General features: G+C 61.3%; 21 protein-coding genes and 2 pseudogenes. 11 read left to right on the forward strand and 12 right to left on the reverse strand.

The window, feature by feature from the left end:
• The first annotated feature begins 619 nt into the window (after window positions 1-619).
• From RX329_RS28270 to RX329_RS28285, 4 genes are all read left to right on the forward strand, one after another.
• Window positions 620-835: a dodecin family protein gene (locus RX329_RS28270; RefSeq protein WP_317244625.1), complete on the forward strand. Its 216-nt coding sequence runs from the start codon at window positions 620-622 to the stop codon at window positions 833-835.
• A gap of 165 nt (window positions 836-1,000) precedes the next feature.
• Window positions 1,001-1,312, forward strand: coding sequence for a hypothetical protein (locus tag RX329_RS28275; RefSeq protein WP_018458802.1), 312 nt, complete (start codon window positions 1,001-1,003; stop codon window positions 1,310-1,312).
• Window positions 1,313-1,464: 152 nt separating this feature from the next.
• Window positions 1,465-1,635, forward strand: a complete 171-nt coding sequence (locus RX329_RS28280; protein ID WP_317244626.1) for a hypothetical protein — start codon at window positions 1,465-1,467, stop codon at window positions 1,633-1,635.
• 37 nt (window positions 1,636-1,672) lie between these two features.
• Window positions 1,673-2,002: a GcrA family cell cycle regulator gene (locus RX329_RS28285; RefSeq protein ID WP_085350875.1), complete on the forward strand. Its 330-nt coding sequence runs from the start codon at window positions 1,673-1,675 to the stop codon at window positions 2,000-2,002.
• Between the two features lie 1,932 nt (window positions 2,003-3,934).
• Here the strand turns inward: RX329_RS28285 and RX329_RS28290 are convergent.
• From RX329_RS28290 to RX329_RS28300, 3 genes and pseudogenes are all read right to left on the reverse strand, one after another.
• Window positions 3,935-5,596, reverse strand: coding sequence for a cytochrome b5 domain-containing protein (locus tag RX329_RS28290; protein WP_317244627.1), 1,662 nt, complete (start codon window positions 5,594-5,596; stop codon window positions 3,935-3,937).
• A gap of 549 nt (window positions 5,597-6,145) precedes the next feature.
• Window positions 6,146-6,472, reverse strand: a pseudogene (locus tag RX329_RS28295) (MBL fold metallo-hydrolase); the annotation flags it as partial.
• 621 nt (window positions 6,473-7,093) lie between these two features.
• Window positions 7,094-7,375, reverse strand: a complete 282-nt coding sequence (locus tag RX329_RS28300) for a response regulator (RefSeq protein ID WP_317244628.1) — start codon at window positions 7,373-7,375, stop codon at window positions 7,094-7,096.
• A gap of 292 nt (window positions 7,376-7,667) precedes the next feature.
• Here RX329_RS28300 and RX329_RS28305 point away from each other — a divergent pair, with 292 nt between their 5' ends.
• Window positions 7,668-7,961, forward strand: coding sequence for a response regulator (locus RX329_RS28305; RefSeq protein ID WP_317246448.1), 294 nt, complete (start codon window positions 7,668-7,670; stop codon window positions 7,959-7,961).
• Between the two features lie 92 nt (window positions 7,962-8,053).
• On the opposite strand, the gene RX329_RS28310 is transcribed toward RX329_RS28305, so the two are convergent.
• On the reverse strand, window positions 8,054-8,353 hold the full coding sequence (locus RX329_RS28310) for a hypothetical protein (RefSeq protein WP_317244629.1): 300 nt from the start codon (window positions 8,351-8,353) through the stop codon (window positions 8,054-8,056).
• A gap of 140 nt (window positions 8,354-8,493) precedes the next feature.
• On the opposite strand from RX329_RS28310, the gene RX329_RS28315 reads away from it, so the two are divergent.
• The 5 genes from RX329_RS28315 (at window position 8,494) to RX329_RS28335 (ending at window position 11,115) form a co-directional block, all read left to right on the forward strand.
• Window positions 8,494-8,616, forward strand: a complete 123-nt coding sequence (locus tag RX329_RS28315; protein ID WP_317244630.1) for a hypothetical protein — start codon at window positions 8,494-8,496, stop codon at window positions 8,614-8,616.
• A 94-nt stretch (window positions 8,617-8,710) separates the two neighbouring features.
• Complete coding sequence (locus RX329_RS28320; protein ID WP_317244631.1) at window positions 8,711-9,094, forward strand: hypothetical protein; 384 nt, start codon at window positions 8,711-8,713, stop codon at window positions 9,092-9,094.
• A complete protein-coding gene (locus RX329_RS28325) occupies window positions 9,007-9,666 on the forward strand; it encodes a hypothetical protein (RefSeq protein WP_317244632.1) in 660 nt (219 codons plus the stop codon). Before RX329_RS28320 ends, RX329_RS28325 begins: the two co-directional genes overlap by 88 nt.
• A gap of 248 nt (window positions 9,667-9,914) precedes the next feature.
• Window positions 9,915-10,829, forward strand: coding sequence for a hypothetical protein (locus tag RX329_RS28330; RefSeq protein ID WP_317244633.1), 915 nt, complete (start codon window positions 9,915-9,917; stop codon window positions 10,827-10,829).
• Window positions 10,804-11,115 carry a hypothetical protein gene (locus RX329_RS28335; protein ID WP_317244635.1) on the forward strand — a complete coding sequence of 104 codons (312 nt, stop codon included), beginning with the start codon at window positions 10,804-10,806 and terminating at the stop codon, window positions 11,113-11,115. Before RX329_RS28330 ends, RX329_RS28335 begins: the two co-directional genes overlap by 26 nt.
• Here the strand turns inward: RX329_RS28335 and RX329_RS28340 are convergent.
• The 6 genes from RX329_RS28340 to RX329_RS28365 all read right to left on the reverse strand — a co-directional run bounded on the left by RX329_RS28340 (window position 11,108) and on the right by RX329_RS28365 (window position 17,774).
• Window positions 11,108-12,688, reverse strand: coding sequence for an FGGY-family carbohydrate kinase (locus RX329_RS28340; protein WP_317244636.1), 1,581 nt, complete (start codon window positions 12,686-12,688; stop codon window positions 11,108-11,110). The genes RX329_RS28335 and RX329_RS28340 overlap by 8 nt on opposite strands.
• A gap of 24 nt (window positions 12,689-12,712) precedes the next feature.
• A complete protein-coding gene (locus RX329_RS28345) occupies window positions 12,713-13,441 on the reverse strand; it encodes an SDR family oxidoreductase (protein WP_317244637.1) in 729 nt (242 codons plus the stop codon).
• A 27-nt stretch (window positions 13,442-13,468) separates the two neighbouring features.
• Window positions 13,469-14,725, reverse strand: a complete 1,257-nt coding sequence (locus RX329_RS28350; RefSeq protein WP_317244638.1) for an ABC transporter permease subunit — start codon at window positions 14,723-14,725, stop codon at window positions 13,469-13,471.
• The gene (locus RX329_RS28355; RefSeq protein ID WP_317244640.1) at window positions 14,722-15,546 is read right to left on the reverse strand and encodes an ATP-binding cassette domain-containing protein; all 825 of its coding nucleotides are present in this window, start codon (window positions 15,544-15,546) and stop codon (window positions 14,722-14,724) included. The genes RX329_RS28350 and RX329_RS28355 overlap by 4 nt, the downstream gene beginning before the upstream one ends.
• A gap of 60 nt (window positions 15,547-15,606) precedes the next feature.
• Window positions 15,607-16,680, reverse strand: a complete 1,074-nt coding sequence (locus tag RX329_RS28360) for a sugar ABC transporter substrate-binding protein (protein WP_317244641.1) — start codon at window positions 16,678-16,680, stop codon at window positions 15,607-15,609.
• Between the two features lie 206 nt (window positions 16,681-16,886).
• Entirely contained in the window at window positions 16,887-17,774 is an 888-nt protein-coding gene (locus RX329_RS28365) for an AraC family transcriptional regulator (RefSeq protein ID WP_317244642.1), read from the reverse strand.
• Between the two features lie 164 nt (window positions 17,775-17,938).
• Between RX329_RS28365 and RX329_RS28370 the strand changes: the two are divergent.
• A pseudogene (locus RX329_RS28370) lies at window positions 17,939-18,106 on the forward strand (acetyl-CoA C-acetyltransferase); the annotation flags it as partial.
• Between the two features lie 24 nt (window positions 18,107-18,130).
• Here the strand turns inward: RX329_RS28370 and RX329_RS28375 are convergent.
• Both RX329_RS28375 and RX329_RS28380 read right to left on the reverse strand, forming a co-directional pair.
• Entirely contained in the window at window positions 18,131-18,430 is a 300-nt protein-coding gene (locus RX329_RS28375) for a YciI family protein (RefSeq protein ID WP_317244643.1), read from the reverse strand.
• Between the two features lie 152 nt (window positions 18,431-18,582).
• A complete protein-coding gene (locus tag RX329_RS28380) occupies window positions 18,583-19,593 on the reverse strand; it encodes a nitronate monooxygenase family protein (protein WP_317244644.1) in 1,011 nt (336 codons plus the stop codon).
• Between the last annotated feature and the right edge of the window lie 15 nt (window positions 19,594-19,608).

Here is a 19,608-nt window from a genome sequence, read left to right on the forward strand (position 1 = left end):
AAGATTTGGACCGATCTCCACGCTGGCATGGCAATGTGAAAGCGCAACCGGTCGGGAGGCAAGATTGTGGATGTAATGCCGGTCTGCGGGCCTGAGCGAGGGTTGTCTCTAGCACTAAGTTAAATGCTCCGCCACGATGAGTTCGAAGACGACGATCATCGCCACGACGATCCTCGATCGCCAGATCAATGTAGTGCTCCTGCTTCCGCGGCAAGTCATGAGATCTGACCGATAGCTATTTACAGACCGTCGCTAGAGCAGGTGGACAAGGGCAAGCCAGCACGGATGCGAATCCCTGCCTCGTGGCAAGCGCCGGAGCCAGGGGCTTGGACGGCTTAGCCGGTTCGTATTTTTGGTTAGTCTCAGCAGCCGCGATCGAGTGACCCGAGACTGAAATGGTCGGCACCGGGTCAAACAGGAAAGTGACAGGCACCCGGACGTTTTTCCGTCTGCTCGCTAGGAGCGGACATGATGGCGCTGGCCCGGCAGGTTGGCTCCGGCCAAAAGCTGCCCCCGCCAAATGCAATTTTTGTCCCTTTCCGGCTCCGGACGGCATCCCCGTATCGGGGTCGAGATCCTGATGCTAGATTTCCTTCGTCATCCCGGACAGGAGGACGACATGCCTGACAGCGTCTACAAGGTCATTGAACTGGTCGGTACCAGCAACGACTCGTGGGAGAAGGCCGCCGCGAATGCGGTCGAGCAAGCTGCAAAATCTCTCCGAGATCTTCGCATTGCAGAGGTCGTCAAGCTGGATATGCAGCTCGATGACAAGGGAAAGATCGAGGCCTATCGCGCCAAGCTCAACGTATCGTTCAAGTTCGAGGGGTCCTGAGCCTCAGCACCTCGCCCCATGCGCAGGGCGAGGAGGACTCATTGGAAAAGGCGCGTTGCCCGGTTCGCCTAGCCGGACACTGTGGCCCGGTCTCGGAAGTTGGCCCTAGTCCGACCGGGACCGATATGCTTTGATGCGTCGAGGCGTGTGGTGCATGGTGGCCTCATGTACATGGTCATTCGCAAGTACACCAAGGTTCGTTCGGTAGCGGACGCCGCTCGCCGCGCCAAGAGCGGCGTCGGCCAGATCCTAAGGCAATCGCACGGCTTCAGATCTTACCAAGTTCTGGATGCGGGCGACGGCGTTGGTATCGCCGTGATGATATTTGACGATCGCGAAAGCGCCAATGCAGCGAACGCCAAGATACTCGCGTTTGTTCAAGCAAGTCTACATGACCTCGATCTTGGAGTTCCCGAAATCACCACCGGCGAGGTTTTGGTGAACATAGAGCCGAATGAGTTCTCGGGCATAAAGTAGCTGAAAACGCCGCCATTTGCGTGCCGGTTGCCCTCCTTTGCTCATGTCGTCGACTTGATGTTTCCATCTCGTTTGCACCGATCGCGCCCTGGACGCGCGTGCCGTCCGCCATGAATATGCGACTACGCGTATTCTCGAGGAGTAGCAGCCACATGAAGCAACATACCTTCGAAGCATTTTCCACCACCGCGATCTACTGGACACCGCTTGTGCTTATGGGCACCGCGATGCCGCCAAGAGATCCCGATGAAGACGACGAGGACGACGAAGAGGAAGATGACGCTGACGAACCGCCGGTCGTGCGCGAGCCAGACGAAGACTAGACTGGCGTGTTCGGCAGTCGGCGCTATAATATCTCTCATGGGCTGGGATGCGAAAGACATAGCGCTCCTCAACAGGCTCTGGTCCGCAGGACAGAGCGCGGCGCAGATTGCGCGTCGCCTCGGGTGCAGTCGTAATGCGGTCTGCGGCATGCTGACCCGTCTGGGCTTGAAGCGCGGCCACAAGCCGCCCACAGCAACGCCCAAGATAAGGCCGCGCCCGAAGCTGAGGCCGACCTCGTCGGCTGCCTGCGCCCGTCCAGTCGCACGGAAGGTGTCGCGGAACGCAGTGCAGAGGCAGCCGCCCAAGGAATTCAGCAAGCAGCAGCTCTACTCCATGCTGGCAGAGGCGGTCAGAAACACTGGCTAAGAGCTCACCAAGAATGTGGTTGTGCTCCCGCAAGTCCCTGGCCCAGTTCGACGGGTTCGGCAGTCGTATACCCATACCAAGGCTTCATCTGCTTGGAGTCAACAGCAGCGGTAGATGCTAGGCTGAACTTACTTGTGGTTTGCCGCCGAAAGCCGACATGTCACCGATTCAAGAGATCTTCGACTAAGCGGCACGAAGTGGAAGCCGTAATGCCGGATCTGGCCCTTTGAATGACCTGCCGTCGATGTCGATGACGCCGCAACGTCGATGGCGATCGTCGTGCGCTCGAAAAGCGATGCTTGCCAACGATAAGGCGCTGCTTGCGGCCAACTCACCTGTTCCGCCGCGAGGAACGATTGCGTCAGCGTGCTTTAACCGTCCGCACCTTTAATTGTTCGATCAGCAGTTTGCGAAAGCCGCCGCCGATCGAAGGACCAGTCAATGCGCATCCGTCTCGTTGGTGGCACGGGGCTTGTTCGATCGGCAATCCAGGCCAGACTGTCCGCCGAAGGGCCCGAATGCGTATTGGTGTCGCGCCACCCGCCGGCACCTAATACGCACCACATCACCCTCGATATGGTCGGACCACCGACGCTTCGAAATGGAAGGACGCTCTTGCCGGCGTTGATGTCATTGTCAATGCGGCGGGTGCCCTGCAGGAACAGGACATGCAGGCGGTTCATGTTGCTGGCAGCGCGGCGCGGGGCCAATCAAGAGTGCGAAGTCATTGGATGTCTCGGCAGGCGGTTGCTGGGCCCGGCCCGGGCCTAGCAGAATCCCGCGCTAGCTTCATTGTATGCGGCGCGAACCGTTGGGGCTGACTGACATCAGCGCCGAACTGAACCAAGGCTGGAGCCGAGTGACTTCCGCAGTTTGCCAGAAGCTGCAAATCAGAGTCCTCTGCTCTTGTCGCCGTTTGACCCTGAACGGACGTGCTAGGCATAAACAGCTGGACGCGGTGTGGTGTGAGGTCTTGGCTTTGGTTTGCTCGGACGTCCGCATCACGGACTGCCGCGCTCGCACCAAACCCCTGTCTTACTGGGCTTGATCGCAGGCCTGCAGGATCCGGACAAAATCAGCCATGCTGGATCGATCTTCAGCCATAGCTGCAACCTGAGTATTGGACACGCATTGGCTTCCCCGTCTGAACCACATCAGGAGGTCGGCGATGTTTCTCATGGCGGACTCTCTGCACTAACTACGGCCGTAAGCGTCAGTTGAGCGGCGAAGCGCCGCTAGATCGGGAGAAGGGCCGGCGGGCGCTACGCCGCCGGTCTCGTCCCGCAACTGCCGGCTCGCAGGGCCGGTTCCGTTACTTTTCAGTCTGGATGTATCAGTAACATTAGCCCTTGGTCGGCGCCATCGCGCGCAGGTATGAAGTGACCATACTTAGGTAGACTTGGGTTAGTGAATCGGGATCGGGAGCCATCCCGACCGGCACCGTTCGAATTGGAGGCTGCCGCCGACCAGGCCATCGCTGCCTGCGGTCGAGACACCCGGGAGGCGGTCAAGGCGCTCATTGTCGCGAACGGCTTCCTCGAGGCGCAGGTCGAGGATTGCGAGCCTCGGTTTCCGCCGGCTACTCGCGCGGCCGGTTCGTCGTCCGCGCGACCGTCCCCCGAATTGATCAAGTAGGCACCTCGAAACCGCCGTCGAAAAGGCGTCCTCGATCAAGCTGCAGATCCGAGCTTCATCCTCCACGACCAGAACTCGAATGGCATTACTCGCCTCGGCGACCGATGCGGTCGTCTCGCGTGACGGTAAGTGCGTTGGCCCGCGAATGTCGTGCGCCTCAGCCGTCGCGAGCCGGCACGATATTTGGAAGTCTACCGGTTGTCGGAATGCTCTTCGCGATGTGCGAGGCGGGTCGATGGCGCGGCTCGGATGCGGCCTACGGCAGTGCCGCCAAGTGCCCGGCTACGACGAGGTGGTTCAATTCTCGACGAGAGCGCCCACGCAAAAATTTGCCATGTGCGCGACGGCCTCGGTGCTGTGATAGTCACCGAATTCGGCAGTGGCCTCCTTGCCAGCGTACATTCGTGCGATTCCAGCGCCGCCAGGGTGATGAGGGGCCCACTCGGTGATGTCATAAACTTTTCCCGAGATGATGATCCAGCAGTCGTTCTGTGTGTTGTGCAGAGCGACCTCTTCGCGCGTGACGCGGCGCGTACCCTTCGCCGGATTGGCGGGCATCCAGAGCTTGATCCCACCGTACCTTACCTTGGCGGTTCGGCGGAAGTCCCACGGACCTAGCCTCTTGGCAGGCAACTCGCTGCCGATCTTGCGGGCGTCGTAGGCGTAGATCCAGGAATCGTCCTCGCCGCCGCGCTTATCATGGGCAAAGGCAGGACTCACACGCTCATCGAGTCTCTCCAGTAGCGCCTTCTGCTCAGCGGTGTCCTTCGCTCGCAAATGGTCGAAGGCGAATTTGGATCCCAATTGAAAGCGGGTAGCGCGGTAATGCCGCACGCGTTCGTAGTGCAACAAGGCTGTAGGCACATCGCGCTGGTGAAGCGCAAAGGCGCTGGCAAGGGCGGCGGCGTCTTCGAAGGACTGAGCAGCTCCTTGACCGAATGTGGGAAGCATCGGGTGCGCCGCGTCACCGAGCAGGCAGATGCGGCCCTGCACCCAGGTTTCGAGCGCATCGCGATCGTAGAGACCCCACTTGGTAGGACGAACGATCGCCCCCGACAGAGCGATGAGGTCGTCTCTGCTGGGATGGCCCGCGAATGCCTCCCCGACCTCGCGAACGATCTCCTGCTGACTGACGGGAAACCAGTCGCCCTCCTCCTGCTCGAACGCGGCGGACTCAGGCTCATAACGCGCGATCCACACGTTCAACAACTCGCCGCCGCGTACCCAGTACGTGGTCGCGCCGCTCCTATCCGCCCGATGGCGGTCCATGCTGAAGGAGTTGATGGGATTGTGGTCCAGCGGGTTACCGTTCGCTTTGCGGAGGGACGCAACCCCCGTCCGCGGAATGAGTCCTCGAAAGCAGGTTACCTCCGTCCAACGCTTGGGACGCGAATTCGGCCACGCCAGCTGTAACGTCGCAGAGTTGATCCCGTCCGCACCTACGAGAAGCTCTCCCGTGGCGGTTCGACCATTCGAAAAGGTCGCTATTACCTCGCCTGCGGTCTGACGCAGCTGCGTCAGTCTGCAGTCCATGTGCACCGCGATCGGGCATGGCGCGCCGCTGTCGATACCGAAGTCGGACACTCGCTTGTACAGGCACATCAAAAGGTCCAGCCTGTGCATGTGATGAAAGCCGGCGCCGTCGCCTGCGGCGGTGACATGATCGAATGGCCTCTTTGTCACGCTCCCATCTGCGTTGAACTGTCGTGTCGACTCCAGGATTGCCGCGCGGCCGCCGTCAATGACCCCGTCGGGGCCTTTGGAATCTCCCCCATCCAGGTCGACGCCTAGCCAACGACATATTCGCGCCTCGTTGGGCGGGATGTTCAACCCGGCGCCTGCGGTGCTAGGCACCTTCGTTTGCTCGTAGACATCGACCGATGCGAACCCTCCCGACTGACGCAGCGCCAAGGCCGTCATCAACCCGCCCATTCCCGCACCGACGATCACTGCCCTCATCCATCTTCCTTCCGATGCAATCGAACGCCCCTCAACTCGCGGCTGGAATAAGTTTAAGGCGCCTCAATGGGCTCGAGACTAGCGCCGGGCTGATTGGCAAAAGGATCTCGTCGCACGCCAAATAGAGTTCTGGAGTTCCTCGGTCATCGGCCTCCGTGAGCAAACACGCCGACCGAGCGCCAACTTCCATTGAGGATGAGCCAGTCGCGTCGGCTTGGCGCTGCGTTGCAAACCTCGGTCCTCGTCTACGAACCGACATTTGGCGCCGCCTTCCGAAGGGAGCGACCGGGCAGTGCGAAAGGCCGTCAGACCTACCCGATCCTTTCATCGGCCCTCGCAGCCAGCAGCCAGACGGTGCGGTATACTCGGCGATACAGGCATCATCGGCAGCACCGGCACGAATGGCGGCGCCCAGGCGCCCGGCAGCGGGTCCGGTACCCTGCGGCCCAAGGCAGCCTGGTATTCACGGCAGCATCGAGCCATTTGGTCGAGGTCTCGTCGGCGAGCAGCGACCGCACCGATGTAACGTGCACAGCTACGCTTCCCGGCATCCTCGACTTCGAACGAATGCGACAGCCGAGGATAAAGCATGTAGCGCCCGGTCGCACAGGCAAGCTCGCGCTCCTGAAGGTGAAACCGCGCATGCGCAAATCGGTCGAAATTGCCGGCGTGGTCGTAGTGCAGATGCGTGAGAATCACGTCCTTGACGTGGGCAGCGTCGATATCGAACGCGGCAAGCGTCTCTACCGGGCAGCGCAGGTAATTTCGCCTGCGCTGCTTCGCGACCTCGGCATTGAACCCGGTGTCGATGACGAAGATGCGGCCGCCTCCCCTCGCCAGCCACACGAAATAGTCCATCGGCATTGGTCCAAACGCGCCCTTGATCATGGGCCGTTTCGCTTTTGCGTCACCAGTCGCAGCGGGATGTTATCAGGTTGGCGCGGCCTCCCACGGCCGGCTCTGTCCTGCCGAGCGCCTGGGCGATCTCGTCGGGTCGGCGCCCAGCCGCCGCCATCACCAGCAGCTGTTGATGCTCTTCCGGTGTCCACCTCCGGATCAACGGATAGCGTGACTGTGCCATCGTCCCGCGTCCCAGCCTGTTGCCAGGTTATCGGGCCGCAATTGCTGAGTCGCGCTTTAACATATGATGCCTATCTCGCAGGACGAGGCGAGCGGATGGCGCCGGACTGAGCGAGCACAGGGCTTGGATGGAGGCTCCACGGCGGGGCAAGCCGGTAGTTTTCCGGGCCGTAAATTTTCGTCGGCTTTAATAATTCGAGCGAATGATCGCTCCGATGACCGGAGACCTTGACCATCAAGCAGAGGCCATCGCCGCAATGCGCAAAGCGGTCGCCGCGACCTGTGCTGCCGAGCGTTTGAAGTGGTTGAGGGCCGCTTTGGCGTGGAAACATCTTGAAAGCTTGGCGAAGGCAGTTGGCAGCGTGAAACTCCCCGCGAGCGGCCTGTTCGCTGGTCAAGACCTGGCGCAGTTTTCGATCATCTCCGCGAGCGCGGAGCAGAGGGCGGGCTTCTCCAATCGGGAGTATTGCGGAAGCCGCCTGGCAATCCATCGGATGTGTGGCCGGTCAGGAAGAAAAATTGCAACTCGCGACCACGAGTGATCTCCGCCACCAGTTCAGTTGTTTCATCGACAAGCCTCAGGTCGAGAATGGCCAGATCGAAGTCAGCCACCCGCGCGACTTCGATTGCTTCCTTCAGGGTGCCTGCTTCGGCGATGACCTTGTCGCCCAACTCCTCCAGCATGTCGCAGACCATCATGCGGATCGGCGCTACGTCCTCCACCACGGAAGATTGAGAGTGCGCCCATGCTCCGTCTCGTCGGCCTTGATATCCGCCATGCAGCCGGCCAGCTCCCTAGGGCCCTCGGATCGGCCTATGTTCACTTTTGGACACATTTTCAGGGAACAAAGCGCCGCAACATAGTAGGTTCAGCGTTCCGAGACGGAGTGAACATGACAGCGCCGTCGCCTCTCATCTTGGTGGTGGAGGATGAATACCCATTGCAGGCGGTGTCGAGGAAGCCCTGCTGGAGGCAGGCTTCGCGACTGACATCCTCTCGTCTGTCGAGGATGCTCTGACTCTCTTCAGAAGCGGCATGAAGGAGTACCGGGCGGTCGTCGCGAATGTGAACCTCAAGGGCACGCTCAGCGGCTGGGAATTGGCCAGACAGCTCAGACAACGAGAGCCGACGTTTCCCGTGGTCTACATGACGGGCGCTGCAGCGAACGATTGGGGTCCGCAGGGCGTCCCAAATAGCATCCTGTTGCAGAAGCCGTTTGCACCGGCCCAGCTTGTCACTGCGGTCTCGAAGCTCCTCAATGAGGTCCCACCGACGCACAAGTAAAAACCGCCGCCGTCATTGGCTCGCACAGCAAGCCAGCGTCCCAACCGTCCATGGCGGCAGGAACGAAGCTCGGCAATGAACATTTTTTAGTCTCAGTTGCCTCGTTCGCTCCGCCTGCAATAGCGCGGGGTATGCTCACGTGCGGCAAATGCGATGAGATCGACAACAAGATCGCGCGCCATAGTCAGTTGTTGTCTCTTGTCACTGACAAGATCGCGAGAGACGGTATCGCCGACTTGATCGAGGAAATGACGACGGCGAAAGCTGCGCTTCATCCCAACCAGAGGAGAAGTAAGCTCGCACTCGAACGCGCCAATCGGCGGTAGATCCTCGCCGACAGTTCCATCAACATTCTCTTTCTCGCGGGCGCGACCGCAGATCGATGCGAGCAATCAAACTCTCTCCTGAATTCTTGCAAATCTCTGCCATTTACCAAGGGCAGATTTGCTTCCGGTGAAGCGTGTCGATCAAGCGTGTCGCAAGACTGGTGCACACGTCCGGCCCGCTACCGACATGAAATGGGAGTTACGCCATGCAGCATCTGCCGAACGATACCTTCGACGTCATCCTTGACCAGTTTGGTCAAATCGAGACCGTGTACGGAGATCTCGGATTTCCCGCAGCCAAGGACGTCTCGGCGGCAACGACACCGTGACGGCAACGTCACCGAGCTCAATACGAGGCTCACGATCTTCGGCGATGACCAGTCGATGCTGCTTGGTCACTCGCAAGGCGGAAACGACATATTGTTGGCCGATATCGGCGGCGGCTGGAACACCGCTCTCGTGGTGGGCGATGCCCAATCGATGATCGACGACGCCAAGGGCGGCAATGACACCATCGTCGCGGATGCCCATGGCACGGTCTATACCACTGTCTCGGCCTTCGGCGACGTCGCGGGGGACATGTCGGGCAACGCGCAGGGCGGCCATGACGAGATAACTGGCTCGATCGCGTGGCGCGGTGGCGCCAACCTGTTCGCCGGCGATGCCGGCGGTTCCATGATGACACCTCGCACGGCGGCAACGACACGCTCGATGTCAGCGTGCTCACCACGGACGGCGTGGCGACCGTCAGTGGCGACGCCATCGGCGCCCTGCGCGGCCTTGCGCAAGGCGGCAATGACAATATGACGGTCACCTTGAACGGCGACAGCGCCATAGCCGGCGCGACCTTGTCGGGGGACTCGTCGACGTCCCTGATGGATCTTACCCAGGGCGGCGACGATGTCCTGACCGTCAAGATCGAAGGCCAGTACGCGGATGCGGTCTCGTCAGTGTACGGCGACGCGCCGATCATGGCCGGTCATTCTCATGGTGGCAACGATATCCTCAATGGCGGCGTCGGCCGGGATTTCATGTATGGCGATGGAGGAATCTATGAACCGGCGACGCGAGGCTCGATCACCGGCGGCAGCGACACGCTGAACGGCGGAGCGGGCGACGACTGGATGTGGGGCGGAGGAAACAGCGACTTCTTCGCCTTCACCGACTTCGATCAGGGCAACAAGGCCGTCGGCAGCACCGCAGCGGAACACGATCTGATCGATGTGCAGGATTACGGCTTCGCGGACTGGGCGGCGCTGTCGAGTCTGATCAGCGACAATGCTTCCGGCGATGCCGTGATTCATCTCTCCGGCAACGACTCGATCACGCTGGACGGGATTCACGCGGCGAACCTGCATCCGACCGACTTCATCATCTGAGGGAATAAATCAAAGCGGCGATGTCGTACCCCGACGCGCGGGGCGACATCGCAATCGCGAGTGCGCAACGACCAGTTTCGCCGCACGGCGCAGCGAAACCTGTCGCGAACAAACTCTGTCCCGAATTCCAGCAAATCTCCGCCATCGACCAAAACTAGATTCGTCTCCGTGAAGCGTGGTCACAGCACGTCGCGCAAGAGTTTTGCCGATGTCAGGCCCGCCTCCGACAATGAAATGGGAGTTACGCCATGCAACATCTGCCGAACGACACCATCGACATCCTGCTCGACCAATTTGGCCAAATCGAAACCGTCATCGGAGATCCGAACTTTCCGACCACCACGGACGCCTGGGGCGGCAACGACACCGTGACCGCAACCATCACTCAGCCCGAAGCAGAGGTCACGATCTTTGGCGACGACAACACGACGCTGCATGGCCAGTCCCACGGCGGCAACGACACGCTCACGGTCAACGTCAACTACGGCTGGAACGCCGCCCTCGTGGTCGGCGATGCCCAGGCGATGACCGACGACGCCAAGGGCGGCAACGACACGATCGATACCCAAGACCACTCGATGTACACCAACGTGCATGCTTTCGGCGATGTCGCCGGCGACGTGTCCGGCAATTCGCACGGCGGCAGTGACACCATCACGGGCGCTGTGGGCTGGCGAGGCTTCGACAATGTGTACGCCGGCGATGCCGGTGGCTCCATGAGCGGCACGGCGCAGGGTGGCAATGACACGCTCGACATCAGCTTGAACACCCGGGAGGGTTCAGCGAGAGCCAGCGGCGATGCCATCGGCTCCATCAGCGGCGATGCGCATGGCGGCAACGACAACATCATCTTGACTATGAGCGGCGAAAACGTCTGGGCCGGTGCGTCGCTGTCGGGAGATTCCTCCACGTCCCTGACCGACAACGCACAGGGTGGCGACGACATCCTCACGGTCAAGATCAGCACCGAGTACACCGACGATGCGCGCGATATGCTGTTCGGCGACGCTCCGACCATGTCCGGCAATGCCATGGCGGCAACGATATCCTCACCGGCGGAGCGGCCACCGACTTTCTGTATGGCGATGCAAAGGTCTATGATCCCGCAACACCGGGCTCGATCACCGGCGGCAAGATATGCTCAACGGGGGCGCCGGAAATGACCAGCTTTCGGGCGGCGGGAACAGCGACACCTTCGTCTTCAACACCGGCTCCGGCAACGACCTCATCACCGACTTCGATCAAGGAAACAAGGCGGTCGGCAGCACCGTGACCGAGCACGATCTGATCAACCTGCACGATTACGGCTTTGCGGACTGGACGGCGCTGTCGAAGCTGATCAGCGACAATGCCGACGGCGATGCCGTGATTCATGTATCGGCGAGCGACACCATTACACTCGACGGTGTCCACGCCGCGAGCCTGCACCCGACCGACTTCCTCATCTGAGAAAAGCAGGCATCTCGCCCCGCCTACAGCGGGGCGAGACCCGGGTTACTCCCCGCCCACAGGATCCCTTCAGCCGCCCCCTGACGCTGGCGACCCGCCTTTGGCCGCGACGAGCCAGTTGATGTCGTCGAACTTCTCCGCCGGCCTCCGGAGAGGCTGGCGCAGCGACCGTCAAACCCGTCATATCGGCGAGGACCTGCCGCACGAGGCGGCTCTTTGCGGCACCGCCGCTGACCACGATCGTATCGACCGCAATGCCCTTGTCTTGCTGAGCGCGAACGATCTGCCGGGCCCCGCAGCCGAGGCCGCAAAGCCCGGCAAGATAAAGTGCCAGCAGACTCTCCAGATCCGAGCGCATATCAAGGCCTGCAATCAGTGCGCGCGCGCCGGGATCGGCGAACGGCGCTCGATTGCCGAGGAATTCGGGGACGACATGAAGCTGGCCGACCAACTCCGGGAGCATTTCGGCACCGCCGCGTGATTCGATTTCCGAGGCAAGCCAATCCGCAAGCGTCTGCTGCTTCTGGCCCGCAGCCTGTGTCGCTTGGGCGGAATTCGGATGCATCTGCAACAGATGCTCGATCGCAGCGCCGGCGGCCGACTGTCCGCCTTCATTGAGCCAAAGCCCAGGCACCATGGCCGAGAAATAGGGTCCCCAAACGCCAGGGACGAAGGAGGGGTCCGGTGTGGTCGACATGGTGCAGGCGGACGTTCCGAATACATAGGCCATGCGCGTGAGCACCGTGCCCGCCGCTCCGCGCGCCCCCACCGTACCAACACCGCCGGCATGTGCATCGATGAGGCCGGCGGCGACCGGCGTACCCATCGCGAGTCCGAGATCGGCCGCGGCCTTCGCCGTCAGACCCGCTGCCAGTCTGGTCCCGCCGGGGACGATCACGGTGCCGATCCTGCGGAACTGCTCATCCGCCAGCACGCCGAGGCCAATGCTGCGGAAGAATTGATCGTCCCAGCGGTCTTCGTGGCCCAGATAGGTCCACTTGCACGTCACGGTACAAATGGAGCGGGACAAACTCCCCGTCGCACGCCAGGTGAGAAAATCGGTCAAGTCCATGAACTGCCACGCATGGGAGAACGTCTCGGGCATGTTTTCGGCGAGCCACAACAGTTTCGGCGTCTCCATCTCGAGAGCGATCGTTCCGCCGACGTAGTCGAGAACTTTCTCGCCCGTCTCGTTGATACGGCGCGCCTGATCCGCAGCGCTGTGATCCATCCATACAATGACGTTGCGAGCAGGATCGCCGGACGGCCCGACGGGCAGCGGCACACCCGCCTCGCCAAGCACCACCAGCGAGCAGGTCGCGTCAAAGCCGATGCCGGCGATACTGTCCGGCGCGATATCCGCCTGCACCACCGCGCTGCGCACGCTGCGGCATACGGCACGCCAGATATCCTCGCTCGACTGCTCGACGACGTCGCCAGCCTCCCGCCAAAGTGCAACAGGGGCGCTGTCACTCGCCAGGAGCCTGCCGGAGCGGTCGAAGAGTCCGGCCCGTGCGCTGCCGGTGCCTACATCGATGCCAAGGAAATGGCGGTTATCGGGTTGCTTGTTCATCTCAGGATCGCCGATCGGAAGATGTTACAGATCGTTGCTCTGCGGCAGAATGACGAGGTCGCGGATGGTGACGTTTCTCGGGCGCGTCAACATGAAGAGCACTGCCTGCGCGACTTCCACCGGCTGCATCAAGCCACCGGCCGCCATTTCCTCCTCGATCTTCTCTTTGGGCCAATCCTTGATGAGCGCGGTCACGACTGGACCGGGCGCAACGGCGCCGACGCGTAAACCGTGTTTCGCGACCTGCCGGCGCAGAGTATGCACAAAAGCCTGCACGGCGTGCTTGGAGGCGGTATAGATCGGTTCCCAGACGACGGGCACGAGACCTGCGATCGAACTGGTGACGATGATGTCGCCGGTCTTGCGCTCAACCATGTGCGGCAGCACCGCATGGATCGACCGGAACAGCGCATTGACGTTCAAATTGAGCATGCGGTCCCACGCGTCGGGATCGCCGCCAAGCACCTCGCCGCCGACATAGGCACCAGCATTCGCATGGAAGATGTCCAGTTGACCCGCTTTCTCCAGCACCTGCGGCATCATCGATTCCATGCTCAGGGGATCGGTGAGGTCGATACGTAACGGAATCGCCTGATCGCCCAGCGCAACGCAGGCGCTGCTCAGCGCCTCTTCCGCCCGATCGATCAGCACCACCCGCGCGCCGGCCCCGATCAATGTTCTGGCGCATTCGAGACCGATGCCCGATGCGGCGCCGGTGATCGCCGCGACTTTTTCTGCAAGTTCCTGGGCCAAGGCTTGTCCTTTTCCTATGAGAGTTGTTCAAGCTCGGCCGTGGGAAAGGCGCGAGCGCCGTGCCAGCGAATCGACGATGACTGCAATGGCAAGGACCGCGCCCGTAATCATGTACCGCAGCGACGAGGAGAGATCGAGCAGCGTGAGGCCGCTCGCGATGGACTGGATGACGATGACGCCGAGGAGCGCGGAATAGGCGCTCCCGCGGCCGCCAAACAGGCTTGTGCCACCGATGACCGCGGCGGCGATCGCGTTGAGGTTCACATCCCCGGTCCCGGCCTGCTGGCTGGAAGATGCCAGCCGCGCTGCGGCCAGAATGCCGCCGGCCGCGGCCAGCGTGGAGCACAGCATGAATGCGGTCGAATAGACCCGGCGAACGTTGATGCCAGCCCGACGGGCCGCCTCGCGATTGCCGCCGACGGCAGACATCGAGCGGCCCCATTTGGTTCTCGTCAATGCGTAATTCATGATCACGCACAAGCCGACGAACAGACCAAACATCCAGGGAATGCCGCGCCCGAGATTGAGATAATAGACAACGAATTCGAGCACGATGGTGACCAGCAGCGCCTTCAGCACCATGCGACCAAGCGAACTGGCCGATAGCCCCGCCGCCCGCCGGCGCGCGGCCGTTCGGTAGCCGGTCACGAACATAACCACGCTCGCGACCGCCGCCAGCACGTAGGATACGATCGACGGCATGACGAGCATCTGTCCGAAACTGACCAGCGCCGATCCATACGGAAGGTTGATCGAGCCGGAGGAGCCGAGCAGATACAGCTGCAGGCCGAGCCACGTCAGCAGGCCGGCCAGCGTCGAGACGAAGCTCGGCATACCCAGACGATTGAACAAAAATGCATAGAGCGCGCCGATGGCAGCGCCCAGCACCAACGCCGTGACGATCGCCACGGCGACCGGCCAATCCTGAGCGACCCAAAGCACGCCGACGAGCGCCGAAGAGAACCCGCTCACCGATCCGACCGACAGATCGATCTCGCCGACCATCAGGATACAGACGATGCCCAGCGACATCACACCCACTGTCGCGCAATCGAAAAGCAAATTGACCAGATTGTTCGGCGCGAGAAAAACAGGGTTGAGAGTCTCGAACGCCGCGCAGATGACGATGAGCCCGACGACCACCGGCAGCGATCCGAGATCACCCGACCGCACACGGTCCACAAAGGCGCCGATCATGTTTCCAAGCGTGTCCGCGTGCTTGACTCGTTCGTCACTGCGGTCGAGCAACCGCGCCGTCGAAACCTGTTGCGTGTCGTCGGTCATCGCCCAAGCTCCGGCGACTGATGGGCGCGGCGCCGCCTGGCGCGGCGCGAGACAGAATTTTCGTCCGCTCCGGTAATCGCCGTAACGAGATCCTGATTGGACACGTCGGGATCGAACTCGCCGTTGTTGCGACCGAGGCGCAGCACCACGATCCGATCGGCAACCGCGCGGACGTCCTCCATGTTGTGACTGATCATGATGACGCCGAGACCGCGTGCGCGAACGCGTTCGACGAGGTCTAGCACCTCAGCGGTTTGGGCAACGCCGAGCGCCGCAGTCGGCTCGTCGAGCAGAATGAGCTTCGGCTCAGTCAGCAGCGAGCGCGCGATCGCCACGGTCTGGCGCTGTCCGCCGGAGAGCGACGCCACGGGCTCTCGCACGCTCGGGATCCGCGCTGACAGCTCGTTGAGCAAGGTCCAGGCGCGAAGCTCCATGGAGACCTCGTCGAGCCGCAGCGGGTTGAGCTCGCGGCCGAGGAAGATATTTGCGACCACGTCGAGATTTTCGCAGAGAGCCAAATCCTGGAAAACGGTGGCGATGCCGAGGCCGAGTGCCATGGATGGGTCGGACAGGACAACATGTTCACCGCCGAACGTGATCGTTCCGGAGGTGGGTTGGTGCACGCCGGCAAGGATCTTCACCAGCGTGGATTTTCCTGCACCGTTATCACCCACAAGTGTCACGACTTCGCCGGCATGCACATCGAGATCAACATCGGTCAGGGCGGACACGGCGCCGAAATGCTTGGAAATTCCGCGAAGACTCAAGACCGGCTTGCGCGGTCCGCCCTGCGCGTCATCGGCATCCGAGATCGTGGTCATGTCCCAATTCGCCCTCTCATCCTTCGCCCCGGCCGCCGGAAGCGGCCGGGACCGACGTCGTCACTGCGTGATGCCAAGCTTCTTGCAACCCGCGGCATATCGGCCCGTGCAGAGCTGATCGGCCGTCTGGATCTTGTTATCGATAATCTCCGCCTTCAGGTTCTCCTGAGTGACGACGGCCGGCACGAACAACTTCGATGGCGCATTGAATAGTGTAGCTTCCGCCTTGGGCATCTCTCCTGAGAGGAATTTCACTGCCGCTTGCGCCGCCGCAGCTGCCACGATCTCACTGGGTTTGGAGATCGTGTTGTACTGATCGCCGGCGATGACGAGCTGAAGCGCGGCAATCGTCGCATCGTTGCCCGTCACCGGCGGCACCGGCTCGATACCTGCGGCCTTGAAGGCGGCAATTGCGCCACCGCCCGTGCCGTCATTGGCAGCTACGACGCCGAGGATCTTCTTGCCGAAGCGGGTGATCTGGCCACTCGCCCATTGCTGCGCCTTCGGCGGCGCCCAGTCCGGCGTGTCGTATTCGGCCAGAATTGGATAGCCGCTCTTATCAAGCCCCTCGTGGATCCCCTTCTTGATGAGTCCCGCAGCGGCATCGGTCGGCGATCCATTGATTTCGAGTACGCCTTCGCCCTCCTTCGCCGTCGCGTTGGCGGCCTTAAGATGCTTGACGAGCGATTCGGAGATAGCCTTGCCGATGGCTTGATTGTCGAAGGACACGTAAAAATCGACCTTGGCGTCGGGGACCGGCCGGTCATAGGCAATGACCTTGATGCCTTGCGATTGTGCCATCTTGACCAGGGATGCCGCGGCAGTGGAGTCGACGGGGTCGAGCACGATTACCTTGGCGCCCTGCGAAATCACCGAGTTGAATTGCTGTTGCTGCCGCGCGGCATCCGCGCTGGCGTTCTGGTAGATCACCTTGCAACTGTCGCACAGCTTCTTCATCTCTGCGACGAAGCCTGGATAATCATGTTGTTCATAGCGGGTGGAGGCCTGGTCCGGCATCAGGAAGGCGACGGTCGCGTTCTTCACCTCTGCGGCCCGCGAAGAAATGGCTGTTGTGCCGAGCAGCGAGAGGGCTATGCCAATTGTGCCCGCATATTTAGCAGAGAACTTTCTCATTTCAGATTTCCTTTCCGGACTGGGTGTCAGGGTGTCGTCGTTGATCCTTCGAAGTCAGGCCCTCGCTGCTTCCGTTTCCGACGGCACGATGAGCGCCGGTGCTCCGAGCCGCGCGGAATTCTGGTCGAACGATTGCTGTCGCGGACCGCCATCGGCGTGTCCGCGTCATTCTTTTGTAACGATCCTCCTTCTTTGCTCCTATGCGGCTAGGCCGCGTGCGCCGCATCGACGTTGTGCGCCAACAATCGTCTGAAGCGCGAAGGGGGCATGCCTTTCTCGGCCAGAAACTGCCGGTTAAAATTGGAGAGATTGTTGAAGCCGACCTCGAAGCAGATGTCGGTGATGGAAGCCTGCTCGTCGCTCATCAATATCTGACACGCGAGATTGATACGCAGCCGCTTGACATATTGCACCAATGACATGCCCGTGTGCCGGCGGAACGAGCGCGAAAATGCACTTTGCGATTGACCGGCGATCGCAGCGAGCTCCGCTTCGCCGAAAGGTTGCGTCAGATTCTTCCGGATGAATGCGAGTGCCTTGTTCATTCCCGCCGACATGTAGCCGGACGGATCGGGCAGATAGTTTGGGCTGGACAGCGGACGCGCCTGTCGGGCGGCGCGACAGAGTATCCCCAAGATCATCAAGAACAGCTCGATCCGGCGCACGCCGTTCGCCGTGACGATCTCCTCCATGAGTGGGACGAGCGCATCGCTCGTGCTGCGGGTGAACAGCGCACCACGCCGGGAAAAATCCAGCAGTGCGGCAAGGCCCGAAAGCTCAGGCATGACCTTCATCAGGTCGCCGATGAATTCTTCGCTGAATTGAAGGATGCGTCCGCGTAGCGGGATGGCGCACTCTGCCGGCAAATCGCTCACCCAATTGTGCGGCAAATTGGGGCCGGTGAGCACGAGATTACCCGGTTCGAAGTCGCCGATGAAGTCACCGACGAAATAGCGTCCGCTGGTGGCCACGACCTGATGGAGCTCGTACTCGGGATGGAAATGCCAGCGGACGGTGTGGAATGGGTAGCCGTGCGACCACGCCTTGAATGACTCGCCGCGCCGTATCTGGACAACTTCCAGGTCCGGTTCCATGTCCGCTCCCTTCAGGCCGGTGCGGCTTGTAATGATCCGCCTCCGCTCCCTTATCGGCTGATTGGTTCAGCGCTTCCTCTCGTTGGCAGAGTAGCGACCAGTACCTAGGCACGCCACCACCATTTCAGATGTGAACTGATACTTTTTTGACGTGCAGCACGCTGCCCGGCCAAGTTCCCGGATTGAAGGCAGCGTTCCGCACCAACGGCACCATTACGCCGGCCGCCTCCCCCGCCAATGCCGACGGCGCCCCGGCTCCCATCCTTGCAAAACGCTGTCTCGCCGATCGCGACGGCCTACCCGTGCTGGCACAAGGTCATGCCACCCACGCTGCCAAATTGGTCCAGGGGAAGATCTCAGCCGCGCGCCTTCAAATGCATCATCGGGTAATGCTCGTAGTGGCCGGCGCCATTCTTCACGACAGGGTCTTCCGAGGTGACCGCCTCGATGTCGAGATCATCCGGGATCTGATAGAGCGACACGCCATAACCGCCACGCGGGTCCATGTCGGGACCGTGCGCGACGATCTGCCCCTTTGCGAGCAGATCATCCAGGAACGCACCGTGCTGCTTCATCCATTGTTTCTCAGCGGCGCTCATGGTCGCCGCCAGGAAATCCGCCCGGGGCGGAATGTACTTGCAGAGATAGTACTTCATTGGCCGCTCCTCGGTGAAAACGACATTTCAGCTTGCTTGTCAGCCTGGCCCGCCCCCTCGACTTGAGAGATCAATCGGTCACGCCGATCCGCTGCTCAATGCGACCAGCGAGCATTGATCTCGGCACTGAAGCGCTCCCATGCAAGCCTTTGTCAAGCAACGGCGCGCGTGGCCACATCGTCGACAGTACCGTCAAGAAATCCAGTCAGCCGCTGCCGGATGATCTGCTCGGCTTCCCTCATGATGCGGTCGATCAGCTCCTTCACCGTCGGGATATCGTGGATCAGTCCGACCACCATGCCGCAGCTCCAAGCACCGGCATCCATGTCACCGTCGACCATCACCCTGGGGTAGACACCCGCGACCTGCTCATGGATGTCCTCGATCTTGAGGCTCGTCCCCTTCTCGCGCTCGACTTCGAGCAATTGATCGACACCCTTGTTCTTGAGCACGCGCTCGGTGTTACGCAGCGCGCGCATCACCAACACGGTATCGAGTTCGGTGGCTTTGACGAGGGCCTGCTTGACGTTGACGTGGACGGGAGCTTCCTTGGTTGCGACGAAGCGAGTGCCCATATTCATCCCGGCGGCGCCCATCGAAAGCGCAGCAACGAGGCTGCGCGCATCCGCCATGCCACCCGAGGCCACGAACGGAATCTTCAGTTCATCCGCCGCGCGCGGCAGCAGGATCATGTTCGGGATATCGTCCTCGCCGGGATGGCCGCCGCATTCGAAGCCGTCGACGCTGACGGCGTCGCATCCGATCTTCTCGGCTTTCAGCGAATGCCGCACTGAGGTGCATTTGTGGATCACCTTGATGCCGGCAGCCTTCAGCGCGGGCATGTACGCTTCCGGGCTGCGGCCGGCGGTCTCCACCGCCTTGACGCCACCTTCCTTGATGGCGGCGATATATTCCGGATAAGGCGGTGCAGTGAAGCTCGGCAGGAAGGTCAGGTTCACGCCGAACGGCTTGTCGGTCATGTCGCGACAGCGCGCGATTTCCCTCGCCAGCAGCTCCGGCGTCCGCTGGGTCAGGCCGGTGATGATGCCGAGACCGCCGGCATTCGAGACCGCGGCGGCAAGCTCGGCAAAGCCGACATAATGCATGCCGCCCTGGATGATCGGATGCTGGATGCCGAACAGTTCAGTGATTGCTGTCTTCACGTGCGCTTTCTCCGC

The sequence above is a fragment of the Bradyrhizobium sp. BWC-3-1 genome, assembly GCF_032917965.1.
Lineage (GTDB): Bacteria > Pseudomonadota > Alphaproteobacteria > Rhizobiales > Xanthobacteraceae > Bradyrhizobium > Bradyrhizobium canariense_D.